Here is a 15,340-nt window from a genome sequence, read left to right as displayed (position 1 = left end):
ACCAGCCGTGTCTCGATAACACTGTGCTGGCTCTTGCCTTGATAGGTTTTTTGTTTATCACGAGGATAACTCGTTGGCAGCTCAAATAACTCCATCCCTGTTAGCGCTTGTTGCCAATAACTTAGGGCACAATTACAATCAGGTCATGACTCTACACTTGAGGTTAGCGAAGAAGAGCTTAAAGATTCACCATATTTAAATTATTCTTTTACATTATCAGACCTTGAAAGTTGTAATGTATACATCGTTACTGTACCTACCCCAATTGATGAACATAAACAACCTGATTTAACACCGCTTATTAAAGCCAGCGAAATGCTAGGTAAAGTGGTTAAAAAGGACGACATTATTATTTATGAGTCAACTGTATATCCAGGTGCTACAGAAGAAGAGTGTTTACCTGTAGTAGAGCGAGTGTCAGGCCTTAAGTTTAATCAAGACTTTTTTGCCGGCTATTCACCAGAGCGTATTAACCCGGGTGACAAAGATCACCGAGTAACTAATATTTTAAAAGTTACCTCAGGTTCAACTCTTGAAATTGCTGAAAAAGTAGATCAACTTTATAAATCAGTAATTACAGCTGGCACACACAAAGCAAGCTCAATAAAAGTCGCAGAAGCATCAAAAGTGATTGAAAATGTACAGCGAGATGTAAATATAGCTTTAGTTAATGAGTTACATCAAATATTTACTCTAATGGGAATTAATACTAAAGAAGTAATAGAGGCCGCAGCCACGAAATGGAACTTTATGAAGTTATTTCCAGGGTTAGTAGGTGGTCATTGTATTGGTGTTGATCCATATTACCTATTACATAAGTCAAGTTCTGTAGGGTATATTCCGGATTTAATAAGAACGGCTAGAAATATTAATGATGGGATGCCTGAATATATTAAAGTTCAATTTATAAGTCAGTTAATTAAAAACAAGATAAATCCTATAGATTGTAAAGTTTTACTAATGGGCTTTACTTTTAAAGAAAACTGCCCTGATTTTAGAAATACAAAAGTTTATGATTTATTTATTAAATTAGTTGAATCTGGTTTTAACGTGGAAATCTATGATCCGTGGGTAAATGCTGATGAAGTATTCCGTGAATATAAAATAAAAATTATTAATGATGTTAAATTAATAAGAAAGAATGATGTAGGTATTTTGTCTGTACCTCATGATATAATTATGAAAGAACTTGAAAATAGCTATATCGATTTTGAAAAAAAGTTTATATTAGACTTTAAGAATGTTCTAAATAAAATATAATCTAAAAGCTTAAGGTGTTTAGGGTTTTGAGTGATAGCTATAAGAATATAAATAAGCAAGTCTTTATAACTGCTATTTTTAAGTTGCTTATACTTTTCGGTAATTTTGCTTTAACAAGTTTGCTAGTTAATTACTTAGGTGTTGATAATTTTGGTGTTTATATAGCATTTACTTCATTGTTTGCATGGATGTTTTTATTTGATCTGGGTATTGCAAAAGGTATGCGTAATTATGTCACTATACATATGGCAAGGAATGAATACAGTGAAGTTCGCTCCTATATAAGTACAACATATATTTCAATTACAATATTAAGTGTTGTTTCGTGTTTTTTGTTAATTTTTTACATGGGAACTTTAGAACTAAAGGATTTCTTCAATTTAAAGCTGGATGATATATATCTAGAGAGTATATTGATTGTCCTTCTAATTGGTTTCTTTGTAAAGTTTACACTTTCTATAGTTGATCAGTTAAATTTCTCTACTCACAAGAGTCAATTAGTTTCTTTTAACTTATTTTTGACATCATTTATTAACGTATTAGGTTTGATACTTTTAATTAATTTAAACGTTGATAGGGGGGTTTTTTTTGCTATTTTAGTGTTTTCGCTATCTATAACTATACCCTATATTTTCACTACATTTTTATTTTTTTATGATAACCATAACCTGCTTCCCTCGATTAACTATTTTTCAGTTAAGAAACTACGCAATATTTTTAGCCAAGGCTCTAAAATTTTATTTATCCAATTGGGGTTTTTGTTTTTTGTCGGTTTAGATCGGTTGCTTTTATTAAAGTATGGTGATTCGATTGAAGTAGGTAAATATGAGATAATTTATAAAGTAATGTCTATACTTATCTTTCCTGTTGCAATTGTAACGTCTCCACTATGGTCTTCGTTTACTAATGCTTTTGAAAAAAATGATATTAAGTGGATTCAAGGTGTTTTTAGAAAGTTTTATAAATTAATTTTCTTAATTGCATTTTTTTCGCTTCTCCTAATTTTCTTTTTTAATAGCTTTATTTATATATGGATAGGTGAGTTTCCTCATGTATCAATATTGCAAAGAGGCTTGGTTGCATTGCTAATGATTTTTATTATTTGGAGTAGCTTTCATTCAGACCTATTATTAGCAATAAATAACTTTAAGTTTGTTTTTACTATGGTTTTTCTAGGTTGCTTTTTAAAGTTTTTGCTAATAGCTGTGGTTTTGCAATTGAACGGGGGGGTATTAACTATTGAGGTTTTAACATCTAGCTCTATTTTAGCTTACTTTTTATTTAATATCACATCGCCATTTTATATTAATAGGCTATTAAAGGTTAAGTTATGATGAAATTAAAAAGAGTTATATGTTTTTTTTTAATGTCACTTATTCCTTCAACGAGGTTGTATGCTTTTAAAGCTTTTATTTTAAATATCATTGGTTTTAATATCTCCAATACAGCTAGGATAGTATCTAGCGTTAAGATTTTAGGGCTAAATAATATACATATAGGAAGTGATACTTTCATTGGACACGAAACATTAATCATAGGCTCGAATAATACAACTGTGGTCATAGAAGAAAATTGTGATATTTCATCTCGGGTTACAATAATCACAGGTACGCATGAAATCGATATTAGCGGTGATAGAGTCGCAGGAAAGGGATATGGACAAGATATAAAGATATGTCGCGGTGTATGGATAGGAGTTAATGCAACCATATTGCCTGGCGTCATTGTTGGTGAAATGTCCATTGTTGCAGCTGGTTCTGTTGTAACTAAAAATGTTCCCCCGAATGTTATTGTGGCGGGAGTCCCAGCGAAGATAATAAGAACACTTATATAAATTCAGACACATTATTTAATTATTTACCAAAGATAGAGTGACTTATGAATAATATCACTACTAGATATAACTTTTTTCTCAATAGCTTAAGTATTCACCAAGCCCCTCTAATCAGGAAGTTGGCTGAAAGAAAACCGGTTACTGTGTACTATGATAATGATATTTCTAAAGCAAGAAAAGGTTTGGGTTGGAGTATCCCAAGTTTTGGTAATGCAGAGTTAGTAAAAATTGATTTTGAAACTATCGATTTTGATTTTTTAAAAAGAGAAAATAACATCAATATATACTCCGGAATTGATGCATATTGTAACATAAATCACTGTTTAAATATGATTGCGCCGTTGTCAAAATCTAAAAATATAGTTCAAATGGAAAGTATTAACTGCTTAGGTTTTAAGGGGTTTTTACGTAAATTAAAATATATGTATTTGGCTTATAGCTACAATGGAGTTGTAGATGCTTTCCTTTGCCAAGGTAGTGCAACGATGTTTAAAAAACTCGGTTTTAAGAATACCTATGATTTTGGGTATTATTTAGATAGGCCTTTTTCTGAGAATATTACTGAAAATAAGAATAGTAAGTTTTTGTATTTAGGTTCATTATCTAAAAATAAGCAAATACTTGATCTTGTATTTGCGATCAATGGTGGAAACGTTTCGCTTGATATATATGGTGCAGAACTAGATGTTACTGTTGCAGATATCGAAAAAGCGTTCAGAGGTAATAAATCTTTGGTTTATAAAGGTGTAATTAGTCATGATTTAGTACCTCATGTCCTTAGAGGTTATGATTATTTAATATTGCCTAGTAAAAAAGAAGGTTGGGGCTCTGTTGTTTCGGAAGCACTGCTTTCAGGTGTTTCAGTTATAGTCACTGATTCTGCTGGAATCGTTAATTATATTAGAACTAAAATTGATATTCATATTTATGATTTTAGTAATATGACAAACATTAGTTCATTTTTGGAGCGGTTGATGCCTTTGAAAATAAAAAATAGGATAAATATTGTTGAGCAAGCAAGTTGTCTAACAGTTGAGTTTGGCGAAAAGTTATTACTTGATATAATTGATGAATTAAAATCGCGCGAAGAACAGTAATATGGGAGCTTACAGGCTGTGCATATAAATTCAAAAGCTGAGGTTCTTTCCTCCAAAATGTTTTTTTTCTGTTATCTATTGTCTATTTTTAATATGAAAAACCCACTTGTAATGGGTGAGTGGAGCATAAGCCCTATTATATATTTTTGCTTTGTTATCATTGCCTTAATTTTTTTCTTAGGCTTGTTTGGACGAGGCTATACAGATAAAAATGTACTAATTATAACAATCATTATGCTGTTTTCGCTCATACCATCTGTCTTTTTAAGCGAATATATAGTTGTTTCAATATTAAAGTATATTCCATTTTTTTGTGGAATAATAATGCTATCTTTATTAAGTTCTAGGCTAACTTTTGCTGATGAAGTTATGAAAAGAGAGCTTTTTAGAAAAATATTAAATACAAATAGAATTGTATTAGGTTTATCTGTTTTTATACTTTTTATTGGTGCTGGTTATCCAAGAAATGAAACCGGTTTTGCAGGTTTTTTTAATCATCCTCAGGCTTTTGGTATTTATTTATTATACTTTATGTTATTTGAGTTGGTTTCATGGCGTACAAATGTAAGTGGCAATTTGTCTAGTTGTTTTTTTATTGTTCTTATTTTTGCGATGTCTTATATGACAGAATCTCGATTATCGTTGGGAAGTAATATGATATTTCTGTTAACTTATTTTTTTATGTTTGGAAAGTTAACCTTATATCGCAAGATTGTTTTTAGTGTTTTAGCTTTAGTAACAGTTTTTTTGTTATACGATATTTTGATGGATGTTACCCTTGATGTTCTCTCTAAAAGAGGCCGTGCTAATAGTTATGGTGTTGAAGCTCTTCTTGATTCTAGGTTCCGATTTGTTGAAGGTTCAATTTTAAACTTTTTGGATAATCCTTTCTCGGGAATTGGTTTTCAGGTATCAAATGGTAAATATGGTCATTATCCAATGGATTTAACCCCGTCGGCTTATTTTAACTTACCTCTAAACGCATCGATAGAGAAAGGAGTATTTTGGAGCGCTCTTCCTGAAGAGTCAGGTTTGATTGGATTAATTGGAGTCTTTTTCTTCTTTGTAGCAACAATATTACTACGAAGGAGTATTTTTATAGTTATGCCAGTTTTAGGGCTTTTTTTACTTGGTTTTGGAGAAGCTTTTCTTTTTTCTTTGGGTGGGGTTGGTTTTTTTGTGTGGGTTGTTTTTTACTTTTTTCTATCCTTTAAAAAGAATGATTTTATTGTTAATTAGTTCAATAAGGTTAATGAAAAAGAAACTATTTGTTAATGTCTTTTCTTGTTGAATCTATGATTTATTATTAAGTAGTAATGATTTTAATTCTTGTTGGTATAATTTTATGCTGATGAAATGATGTAGTGGAGGTTTAATGAAAGTAATTGTTCCATTCGATTTCTATTCTCCAGCATTTAAAGCTGGAGGTCCAATTAGAAGTATTGAAAATATAGTAAATTTATTGTCTGGGGATTTTGATTTTAATATTTTGGCAAAAAATATAGATTTAGATGGTGCCGTATTAGAAAGTGTTTCAAGTGATGTGTGGTATGAAAATCCATCAGTTATATATTTGGATGAGTGTAAGTTAAAAGGGAAATTAAATTATATAAGAAGTTTAATTCGTATAAGTAAGAGTGATGACATACTATATTTAAATAGTTTTTTTTCTATCAGATCCACTCTAATTCCCCTTCTTTTAATCAGAATTAATATTTTAAAATACAGTCGTGTTATCCTTGCTCCTAGAGGTGAATTGATTAAAGATGCTTTGTCATCAAAGTTTTTTAAAAAAAAATGGTTTATTAAAATCACAAATTACCTAGGTTTATATAGGGAAGTTGTTTTCCATTCAACTTCTGATGAGGAAAGTATTTCTATTAATAATAAGTTCAAAAATGAATTGGTTCTTTGTGAGAATCTACCTAGTTTCAGGCATTTGGGAAAGAAAGTTGTTAATAATAAAGAAAAAAATATACTTAAATGTGTTTATAGTGCAAGAATTCATCCACATAAAAATTTATTTTTGATATTACAAGCTTTAAATATAGCAAAACAACGAGGGGCTGAAATTTCATTAGATGTGTTTGGACTTAAAGAAGATGATAGCTACTACACTAAATGCAATAATTATATCGTCGAAAATGAACTTGAAGTAATATTTCATGGTGCAGTTGATAATGTTATTTTAATGGATGAGCTACCAAAATATGATCTATTTGTCCTATCTACCTTAAGTGAAAATTTTGGACACTCTATTGCTGAAGCTTTATCGTTAGGAATACCAGTTTTAATATCGAATAGAACACCTTTTCTAAATTTAGAATGCTATAGTGTAGGGTTCGATCTACCCTTAGATATACCATTGCTTTTTGCTGAAAAAATGATTTATTTTTCTCAGTTAAGTAAGGAAGAAATGCAAAATTATAAAGAGAATTCAAAAAGCTATATGAGAAATAGGTTTAATACAGCAGAACTAAGAAAGTCATATTTGAATTTATTTAAGGTTAAACATGTTTAAAGATAAAATATTACTAATTACTGGTGGTACAGGGTCATTCGGCAACGCAGTACTACGTCGTTTTCTAAATACAAATATTAAAGAAATACGTATATTCTCTCGTGATGAAAAAAAACAAGATGATATGCGTAAAGCATTTAACAACGAAAAGCTTAAATTTTATATCGGTGATGTACGTGATCCACAAAGTATTTCTACCGCTATGCGTGGTGTTGATTACGTGTTTCATGCCGCAGCATTAAAACAAGTGCCTTCGTGTGAGTTTTATCCATTAGAAGCTGTAAAAACTAATGTTTTAGGCACTGAAAATGTACTTGATTCTGCAATCTTTCATGGGGTCCGTCGTGTTGTATGCTTAAGTACAGACAAAGCCGTTTATCCTATTAATGCAATGGGGATCTCAAAGGCGATGATGGAAAAGGTTATTGTTGCTAAAAGTCGTAATTTAGAAGGCACAAATACCGTAATTTCAGGTACTCGTTATGGAAATGTCATGGCTTCGCGTGGCTCGGTTATTCCGTTATTTATCCGTCAAGTTATCGAAAATACACCAATTACTTTAACTGATCCGTCAATGACACGATTTATGATGACATTAGACGATGCAGTTGACTTAGTACTTCACGCTTTTGAACATGGTGAAAATGGCGACATTTTTGTACAAAAAGCGCCAGCAGCGACTATTGAAGTATTAACACAAGCTATTCTCGAGATGGTTGGCAAACCAGAGCACAAAGTAAATATAATTGGCACTCGTCATGGCGAAAAGCTTTTTGAAGCTTTATGTAGCCGTGAGGAAATGTTTGTTGCACAGGATCAAGATGAATATTACCGTATACCTGCTGATAATCGTGATTTAAATTATGCTCAATATACAGAAGAGGGTGAAAAAGATCTTTCAAGCATTGAAGACTACAATTCACATAATACTCAGCGTTTGGATGTTGAAGGTATGAAACAACTACTCCGTAAGCTCGACTTTATGCGCGAGATTGAATCTGGAAATTTATTTGTACCAGAGGGAGTGTAAATATGAATATATTAATCACTGGCGCATCTGGGTTCATAGCTAAGAATTTAATTGTAAGTTTAAATCGAAATGATAAATATGAAATAATTGAGTTTAGCCGCGAGTCTTCACAATCAGAGTTAAAAGAAGGTGTAGAAAAAGCTGATTTTATATTTCACTTGGCGGGCGTGAATAGGCCAAAAAACGAAGGTGAATTTAAAGAAGGTAACTCTGATTTAACGTTACAGTTATGTAAGCTTGTTAAGGGAACTGGTAAGAATATTCCTATCGTTTATACTTCCTCTATCCAAGCTGAGCAAGATAACCCGTATGGTAAAAGTAAGTTAATAGCTGAAACGCATCTAACAACACTACACAATGATACTGGCAACAGTATTTATATTTATCGCCTACCTAATGTGTTTGGTAAATGGTGTAAACCTAATTATAATTCTGTAGTTGCTACGTTTTGTCATAATATTGCGAATGATCTGCCAATTCAAATAAATAACCCTGAAGCTGAGGTTAACCTAGTACACATAGGCGCTGTTGTAACTTCATTTTTAGATACATTGTCAAATCTACCAAAAAATACATTACATATAGATGTTGAACCTACCTTTAAAATAACTTTAGGTGAGCTTGCAGAAACCCTTTATAGTTATAAAAAGAGCCGTGAAACATTAGTAACAGAGCCTGTAGGTGATGGCTTTAATAGGGTGCTTTACGCCACTTATATCAGTTATATAAAGCCTGAGGACTTCAGCTATTCTGTTGTTAAGCATGAAGATCCGCGTGGTATGTTTGTTGAAATGTTAAAAACGAAAGATTCTGGTCAGTTTTCTTTCTTTACAGCGCATCCAGGTATAACGCGTGGTGGGCACTATCATCATTGTAAAACTGAAAAGTTTTTAGTTATTAAAGGCAAGGCTAAATTTGGTTTTAGGCATATAGTTACTGATGAAGTCAGCGAGCTTATAACGAACGGTGATAAGCCAGAAATAGTTGAAACCGTACCTGGTTGGTCTCATGATATAACCAATATTGGTGATGAAGAATTAATTGTAATGCTATGGGCAAATGAAAATTTTGATCCAAAAGCACCAGATACTGTGGCTCATAAGGTTTAACAATGAAAAAGCTTAAAGTAATGTCGGTAGTTGGCACCCGACCAGAAATTATTCGTCTCTCGCGTGTTTTAGCTAAACTAGACGAACATTGCGAGCATATATTGGTTCACACAGGTCAGAATTATGACTTTGAACTAAATGAAGTTTTTTTTAATGATCTTGGTGTAAGAAAACCTGACTATTTTTTAAATGCAGCGGGTAAAAATGCCGCAGAAACAATTGGTCAAGTCATTATTAAAGTTGACCAAGTACTTGAAGAGATAAATCCTGAGGCTATGCTCGTATTAGGTGATACAAACTCTTGTATTTCAGCCATACCAGCGAAACGTAGAAAAGTTCCTATATTTCATATGGAAGCGGGTAACCGCTGTTTTGACCAAAGAGTGCCTGAGGAAACTAACCGTAGGATAGTAGATCATACTGCTGATGTTAATTTAACTTACAGTACAATCGCACGAGATTATCTTTTAGCTGAAGGCTTACCTGCTGATCGAGTTATAAAAACGGGCAGCCCTATGTTTGAGGTGCTTAATTACTATATGGATAGAATTGATTCATCTGATGTGCTAAGCCGCTTAGGGCTTAAGCAAGGTGAGTTTTTTGTAGTGAGTGCTCACCGCGAAGAAAACGTAGATTCGCCTAAGCAATTAGTTAAGCTTGCTGAGTCTTTAAACAAGATTGCAGAGCAATATAATTTACCTGTTATCATTTCAACTCACCCGCGCACACGCAATCGTATTGAAGCGCAAGGTATTGAGTTTCATAAGAACATTCAATTGCTGAAGCCATTAGGTTTTCATGATTATAACCACTTACAGAAAAATGCCAAAGTTGTGTTGTCTGATAGCGGTACTATAAACGAAGAGTCTTCAATTATGAACTTCCCGGCATTAAACTTGCGAGAAGCACATGAACGCCCTGAAGGAATGGAAGAAGCCTCTGTGATGATGGTTGGCTTAGGTGTAGAACGTATAATGCAAGCTTTGCAGATATTAGAAACTCAGCCAACTGGTGCTACAAGGTTGTTAAGACCTGTGTATGACTACAGTATGCCAAATGTCTCGGATAAAGTGGTACGTATAATTCATTCATATACGGATTATGTAAATCGCGTTGTCTGGAAAAAATATTGATGAAACTTGCTTTGATCATTGATGATTACTTGCCTGATAGCACCCGCGTGGGTGCTAAAATGTTTCATGAGCTTGCACTTGAGCTTATTAAAAGTGGGAGTGATGTAACAGTAATTACACCTGCTGTAGGGCAAGCACAAAAATTTATTGAGCAAAGCATAGAGGGTGTAAAGGTTTGGCGTTTTAGCTCTGGCCCAATTAAAGATGTGGGCAAAGTAGCGCGAGCGCTTAACGAAACCTTACTCTCATTTAGAGCTTGGTCGGCTATTAGAAACCATGTATTCGAGGATACCTTTGATGGCGTAATTTATTACTCTCCTTCTATATTTTTTAGTGGTTTAGTCAATAATATTAAGCAGCGCTGTAACTGCAACTCTTACCTAGTGTTACGTGACTTGTTTCCTCAATGGGTTATAGATGCTGGTATGATTAAACAAGGCTCTTTAATAGCACGCTACTTTAAGTGTTTTGAACAGCGTTCGTACCAAGCAGCAAACACTATTGGCTTGATGTCAGAAAAAAATTTAGAGGTATTTAAACAAAGCAATGGTCCTCAATACCCCACAGAAATTCTGCGTAACTGGGCAGATACAACACCTGTTAATATTAGTACCAACCTTAACTCTATTCGTAAGCAGCTAAAACTAGAAAATAAAGTTATTTACTTTTATGGCGGCAACATTGGTCATGCGCAAGATATGGCAAACTTAATGCGCTTAGCTAAAAGTATGCAGCATTGTAGCCAAGCGCATTTTTTATTTATTGGTCAGGGCGACGAAGTTGAGTTAATTAATCAGCTGGCAAAACAGTGGCAATTAACAAATTACACTTACCTGCCCTCGGTTAATCAAAATGAGTTTAAGCATATATTAGCCAGTATTGATGTAGGGTTGTTTTCTTTATCTGCTAAACATACAGCGCATAACTTTCCCGGTAAGTTGTTAGGCTACATGGTGCAGTCGTTGCCTATTTTAGGTAGTGTAAATAGTGGCAATGATCTACAAGCGTTGGTTAACTCAAATAAAGCTGGATTTATTAGCGAAAATGGTGATGATGAAAAGCTACTAAAAAATGCATTAGCGCTATACGAAAATCCCAGCCTACGAAAACAGCTTGGCCACGGAGCTTATGAGTTGTTAAAAAATGAATTTGCAGTTACTTCTATTGCCGCTAACATTGTTAAAAAGTTAAAGGCACATTAATGAAAAAAATAACTCAGGATGATATAGGGCTTTTATTTAACGAGGCCAGCAAATCACCGAGAAAAAGAGCTCACTTAAACTTACACACTAGCTTTGACGATAAAGTACAAAGGTTATATATAGCCCTACTTAAAGGAAGTTATGTAGAGCCACACTACCATGCGTTAGCCCATCAATGGGAAATGTTTATAGTGCAAAGTGGGGTATTAAAAGTAACACTACATAATAAAGATGGTTCGGTAATAAGGTCTTTTTTAGTGGGGGATGCACAAGATATACAATGCATTGAATTTAAACCGGGCGATATACACAGTGTAGAATGTATATCAGGTAAGGTGCTAATGTTAGAAATAAAAGAAGGCCCTTTCATTGAAGAATATGCAAAAACGCTATTAGAAAATGATTGAACTGTTATTCTTTATTTTAATGTTACTTATTTGGTTCTGTAAGTAGCTGTTTTTTAACAATACTTTTATGGATTAAAATATTAAATTTACTAATGGAACTACTATGTTTATAGATTTATTCCTCACCTTTTTTATAGCCTTTGCAATTTTATTTTTAATGCGCAAAGTTGCTCGAAGAGTGGGCCTTGTAGATAAGCCGTCAGGGCGAAAAATGCATACGGGTAATGTGCCATTAGTAGGTGGTGTGGCAATTTGTATTACTATAGTTAACTATATTTATACACACCCGGGTATGATTAACCATGCTAACTTATATATGTTATGTATTTGCGGGTTAACAGCGGTAGGTGCTTTGGACGATCGCTTTGATTTAAGTGTAAAAATACGCATGTTAGTCCAGGCGTTAATTTCTGTTGCAATGATTTACTTTGCTAATACAGAACTGCACACGCTAGGTGACTTACTCGGTTTTGGTATTATAGAACTTGGCATGCTAGGTGCTGTGGTAACCATATTTGCTGTAATAGGCTGTATTAACGCGTTTAACATGGTTGACGGCATTGATGGCTTATTAGGTGGCTTATCACTAGTGACTTTTGCGAGTATTGGTATTTTACTTTGGTTTACAGGTGAGCAAAGCCTCAGTTATTTATGTTTACTATTAGTTGTATGCATGGTGCCATATATTATTATGAACCTTGGCCTAACAGGGCGTGAACGTAAAGTATTTATGGGTGATGCAGGCAGTATGATGATCGGCTTCACTGTTATATGGTTACTTATTGGGGCAAGCCAAGCTCCTGGCAACGCGATGATTCGCCCAGTAACTGCCCTATGGCTAATTGCGGTACCTTTAATGGATATGGCTGCAATAATGATACGCCGTATTAAACAAGGTAAATCACCATTTAATCCTGATCGTGAGCACTTACACCATATATGCCAGCGCTTAGGTTGCAGCTCAACACAAACCCTTATTTTAATATGCTCTGTTGCTACATTGTTTGCTAGTGTAGGTATAATTGGCGAAGTCTTTTTGGTACCCGAGTTTTTAATGTTCTATGGTTTTATTACTCTATTTGGTCTTTATTTACTGATACTTATAAATTACTGCAAAGTAATGAACTTTTTTAGGCGGAAATTAGCATTACCTGAAAAAGAATACTCAACGACTAAATAAACTAAGATATATCAAATAGTAGTGGTCTATTAAAAGTAGTTAGGTGTTAAATTTATTTATAGAATCTTGTAGGTGGGGCTTTATCCCGCACGGTTTATAAAATTCATGGCTAAAGCCACTTCCTACGTTTTGTACAATAATGCTACCTGACTTAATTTATAAGTTTAGGTTTTGTGCGAATCACTAAGACCCCAATATCATAAATTACATCTAACTGTAGCAATTTTTTAATCTTCAGCAGTTATTTTGAAGACACTAAATTATTGCTCTTGAGTGACCTGTAAAGTTTGTCATTGGTACTCAAGATCCAGTTAGGCTACAGATTTTATGAAAATTTCTGTAATTGGAACGGGTTATGTCGGCTTATCGAACGCTGTGTTGCTTGCGAAAAATAACGAAGTTGTAGCGTTTGATATTGATGTAAGAAAGATTGATCTATTAAGAGATAAATTATCGCCAATTGTTGACGTTGAAATAAGTGATTTTTTACAAAACAAGCAATTAAATTTTACCGCGACCACAAATAAAGAGTCTGCTCTGGTTGGTGCTGAGTTTGTAATTATTGCTACTCCTACCGATTATGATCCTCAAACAAACTATTTTAATACCAATAGTGTTGAGTCGGTTATTAAAGATGTAATGAGAATTAACCCAACGGCGACTATGGTTATTAAGTCAACTGTGCCAGTTGGCTACACGCAGTCAGTTAAAGAGAAGTTTGGCACTGATAACATAATATTTTCACCAGAATTTTTACGTGAAGGTAAAGCGCTTTATGATAATTTACACCCATCACGTATTATTGTTGGTGAGCAAAGTGAACGCGCAAAAACGTTTGCTAATTTACTGGCGCAAGGTGCGATAAAGCAAGATATTGAGATTCTGTTTACAGATTCAACAGAAGCCGAAGCAATCAAGTTATTCTCAAATACCTATCTTGCAATGCGTGTTGCTTATTTTAATGAGCTTGATAGCTATGCTGAGAGCCATGGCTTAAATGCTAAACAAATTATACAAGGTGTAGGTTTAGACCCGCGTATTGGTAGTCATTATAATAATCCTTCATTTGGTTATGGCGGTTATTGTTTACCAAAAGATACCAAGCAGCTTTTAGCTAACTACCAAGTAGTGCCGAATAATATGATTAGGGCAATTGTTGATGCTAATAAAACTCGTAAGGATTTTATTGCTAACTCAATCATTAAACGCAATCCTAAAATTGTCGGTGTATACCGCTTAGTTATGAAGGCCGGCTCAGATAACTTTAGAGCATCTGCTATTCAAGGCATCATGAAGCGCATTAAAGCTAAGGGGATTGAAGTTGTAGTGTATGAGCCCGCTTTAAAAGATGAAGCATTTTTCAATTCACGTGTTATAAAAGATCTCAATGAGTTTAAACAACTTTCAGATGTCGTGGTTTCAAACCGTATGATGGAAGAGTTAACAGATGTAGCTGATAAAGTTTATACGCGAGATTTATTTGGTAGTGATTAAATAATCGTGAAAGGCTGAAGGGATTAGGTGCTAGGGAAGTGACTAAGTGCTAGGAAGACAAAGGTACTAGGTGTTAGGTGTTAGGTTTTAGGTTTTAGGTTTTAGGTAGAGATTAAACTGTTAGGGTTAAGAGTAGGCGGGGCTTTATGCCGCGCGGTTTATAAAACTCATGGCTAAAGCCACTTCCTACAGGGGGTAAATTTATCGTAGGAGCCGGCTTCAGCCGCGAAAGATTTTAAAGGTTCTAGGGAAGTGGCTAGGTGTTAGGCTTAACTTTACTTTCTCGGTGTAGCGCGAAGCGCCTCGGTGCTCTTGGTGGTAAAAATTGTTTAATTGATTTATTCACAAAGATATTAATGAACACGCGTCAGCAAGCTTAACGCCTACAGTGTTAAATTGTATTCAGGTGTTTAATTACGTGTAGGCGAGTGGCTTGCCACCGCGAAAAGGTTAAAGGTGTTAGGTGTTAGGTGTTAGGTGTTAGGTGTTAGGTATTAGGTGTTAGGTATTAGGTGTTAGGTATTAGGTGTTAGGTAGATATTAAGAGCAAAAAATTTAAGGTTGTATTTTATTAAATAAAAACTAAGCTCAAAATAAATTACTGTTAAGGATAATAGACATGATGAACTTTGAAAGCTTAGAAGTGTGGAAACGAGCTGCTCGTTTAAGTGCAGATATCTATAAAAATTCAACAATAACAAAAGATTTTGGTTTTCGAGATCAGTTAACACGTGCCGGATTGTCTGTACCTAGTAATATTGCTGAGGGAATGACACGAGATAGCGATAAAGAAAAAGTGCGCTTTTTAGATATTGCTCGTTCTTCTTTAGCTGAAGCTAGAACACAAATTTATATAGGTATTGATATAAACTATATTGATTCGAATATCGGTCAACTTTGGCTGTGTGAAACATCTGAGTTATCAAAAATGCTGTCGAGCTTAATCTCTAAAATTAAAGAACGAATCTGAGACGTTTAAATTGTTTAAGTTTTTTAATTACCCACACTGATTTTATAGTTATTTTTGATAAAACCTAAAACCTAAAACCTAAAACCTAAAACCTAAAACCTAA

13 protein-coding genes and 1 pseudogene are annotated in these 15,340 nt (G+C 33.9%); all 14 read left to right on the top strand.

Going from position 1 to position 15,340, the window contains the following annotated elements:
* Positions 1 to 129: 129 nt before the first annotated feature.
* A pseudogene (locus H5182_RS21435) lies at positions 130 to 1,260 on the top strand (nucleotide sugar dehydrogenase); the annotation flags it as partial.
* 26 nt (positions 1,261 to 1,286) lie between these two features.
* A complete protein-coding gene (locus H5182_RS21430; protein ID WP_182760602.1) occupies positions 1,287 to 2,594 on the top strand; it encodes a hypothetical protein in 1,308 nt (435 codons plus the stop codon).
* Entirely contained in the window at positions 2,591 to 3,094 is a 504-nt protein-coding gene (locus H5182_RS21425) for a DapH/DapD/GlmU-related protein (RefSeq protein ID WP_182760601.1), read from the top strand. Before H5182_RS21430 ends, H5182_RS21425 begins: the two co-directional genes overlap by 4 nt.
* A 44-nt stretch (positions 3,095 to 3,138) precedes the next feature.
* A complete protein-coding gene (locus H5182_RS21420) occupies positions 3,139 to 4,191 on the top strand; it encodes a glycosyltransferase (protein ID WP_182760600.1) in 1,053 nt (350 codons plus the stop codon).
* An 18-nt stretch (positions 4,192 to 4,209) separates the two neighbouring features.
* Entirely contained in the window at positions 4,210 to 5,430 is a 1,221-nt protein-coding gene (locus H5182_RS22560) for an O-antigen ligase family protein (protein WP_220497121.1), read from the top strand.
* 136 nt (positions 5,431 to 5,566) lie between these two features.
* Positions 5,567 to 6,712, top strand: a complete 1,146-nt coding sequence (locus tag H5182_RS21410) for a glycosyltransferase (protein ID WP_182760598.1) — start codon at positions 5,567 to 5,569, stop codon at positions 6,710 to 6,712.
* Positions 6,705 to 7,742, top strand: a complete 1,038-nt coding sequence (locus H5182_RS21405; RefSeq protein WP_182760597.1) for a polysaccharide biosynthesis protein — start codon at positions 6,705 to 6,707, stop codon at positions 7,740 to 7,742. The genes H5182_RS21410 and H5182_RS21405 overlap by 8 nt, the downstream gene beginning before the upstream one ends.
* Positions 7,743 to 7,744: 2 nt before the next feature.
* Complete coding sequence (locus tag H5182_RS21400) at positions 7,745 to 8,851, top strand: UDP-2-acetamido-2,6-beta-L-arabino-hexul-4-ose reductase (RefSeq protein WP_182760596.1); 1,107 nt, start codon at positions 7,745 to 7,747, stop codon at positions 8,849 to 8,851.
* A 2-nt stretch (positions 8,852 to 8,853) separates the two neighbouring features.
* Complete coding sequence (gene wecB, locus H5182_RS21395) at positions 8,854 to 9,984, top strand: non-hydrolyzing UDP-N-acetylglucosamine 2-epimerase (protein WP_182760595.1); 1,131 nt, start codon at positions 8,854 to 8,856, stop codon at positions 9,982 to 9,984.
* Entirely contained in the window at positions 9,984 to 11,186 is a 1,203-nt protein-coding gene (locus H5182_RS21390) for a glycosyltransferase family 4 protein (RefSeq protein ID WP_182760603.1), read from the top strand. Before wecB ends, H5182_RS21390 begins: the two co-directional genes overlap by 1 nt.
* Positions 11,186 to 11,593 carry a WbuC family cupin fold metalloprotein gene (locus H5182_RS21385; RefSeq protein ID WP_182760594.1) on the top strand — a complete coding sequence of 136 codons (408 nt, stop codon included), beginning with the start codon at positions 11,186 to 11,188 and terminating at the stop codon, positions 11,591 to 11,593. The genes H5182_RS21390 and H5182_RS21385 overlap by 1 nt, the downstream gene beginning before the upstream one ends.
* Before the next feature lie 103 nt (positions 11,594 to 11,696).
* Complete coding sequence (gene wecA / locus H5182_RS21380; RefSeq protein WP_182760593.1) at positions 11,697 to 12,773, top strand: UDP-N-acetylglucosamine--undecaprenyl-phosphate N-acetylglucosaminephosphotransferase; 1,077 nt, start codon at positions 11,697 to 11,699, stop codon at positions 12,771 to 12,773.
* Positions 12,774 to 13,100: 327 nt separating this feature from the next.
* On the top strand, positions 13,101 to 14,267 hold the full coding sequence (locus H5182_RS21375; RefSeq protein WP_182760592.1) for a nucleotide sugar dehydrogenase: 1,167 nt from the start codon (positions 13,101 to 13,103) through the stop codon (positions 14,265 to 14,267).
* Between the two features lie 622 nt (positions 14,268 to 14,889).
* A complete protein-coding gene (locus tag H5182_RS21370; RefSeq protein ID WP_182732652.1) occupies positions 14,890 to 15,237 on the top strand; it encodes a four helix bundle protein in 348 nt (115 codons plus the stop codon).
* The last annotated feature ends 103 nt before the right edge of the window (positions 15,238 to 15,340 follow it).

This window comes from Pseudoalteromonas sp. SG44-17, from assembly GCF_014164235.1.
Classification (GTDB): domain Bacteria; phylum Pseudomonadota; class Gammaproteobacteria; order Enterobacterales; family Alteromonadaceae; genus Pseudoalteromonas; species Pseudoalteromonas rhizosphaerae.
Note: the sequence above shows the minus strand (reverse complement) of the source record. Positions and strands in the feature narration are given on the sequence as shown.

What these genes read in the sequence shown, in the direction of transcription:
- H5182_RS21425 (WP_182760601.1), top strand. Translation starts at nt 2,591, where the DNA reads ATGATGAAATTAAAAAGAGTTATATGTTTTTTTTTAATGTCACTTATT.
- H5182_RS21420 (WP_182760600.1), top strand. Translation starts at nt 3,139, where the DNA reads ATGAATAATATCACTACTAGATATAACTTTTTTCTCAATAGCTTAAGT.
- H5182_RS21410 (WP_182760598.1), top strand. Translation starts at nt 5,567, where the DNA reads ATGAAAGTAATTGTTCCATTCGATTTCTATTCTCCAGCATTTAAAGCT.
- H5182_RS21405 (WP_182760597.1), top strand. Translation starts at nt 6,705, where the DNA reads ATGTTTAAAGATAAAATATTACTAATTACTGGTGGTACAGGGTCATTC.
- H5182_RS21400 (WP_182760596.1), top strand. Translation starts at nt 7,745, where the DNA reads ATGAATATATTAATCACTGGCGCATCTGGGTTCATAGCTAAGAATTTA.
- wecB (WP_182760595.1), top strand. Translation starts at nt 8,854, where the DNA reads ATGAAAAAGCTTAAAGTAATGTCGGTAGTTGGCACCCGACCAGAAATT.
- H5182_RS21390 (WP_182760603.1), top strand. Translation starts at nt 9,984, where the DNA reads ATGAAACTTGCTTTGATCATTGATGATTACTTGCCTGATAGCACCCGC.
- H5182_RS21385 (WP_182760594.1), top strand. Translation starts at nt 11,186, where the DNA reads ATGAAAAAAATAACTCAGGATGATATAGGGCTTTTATTTAACGAGGCC.
- wecA (WP_182760593.1), top strand. Translation starts at nt 11,697, where the DNA reads ATGTTTATAGATTTATTCCTCACCTTTTTTATAGCCTTTGCAATTTTA.
- H5182_RS21375 (WP_182760592.1), top strand. Translation starts at nt 13,101, where the DNA reads ATGAAAATTTCTGTAATTGGAACGGGTTATGTCGGCTTATCGAACGCT.
- H5182_RS21370 (WP_182732652.1), top strand. Translation starts at nt 14,890, where the DNA reads ATGAACTTTGAAAGCTTAGAAGTGTGGAAACGAGCTGCTCGTTTAAGT.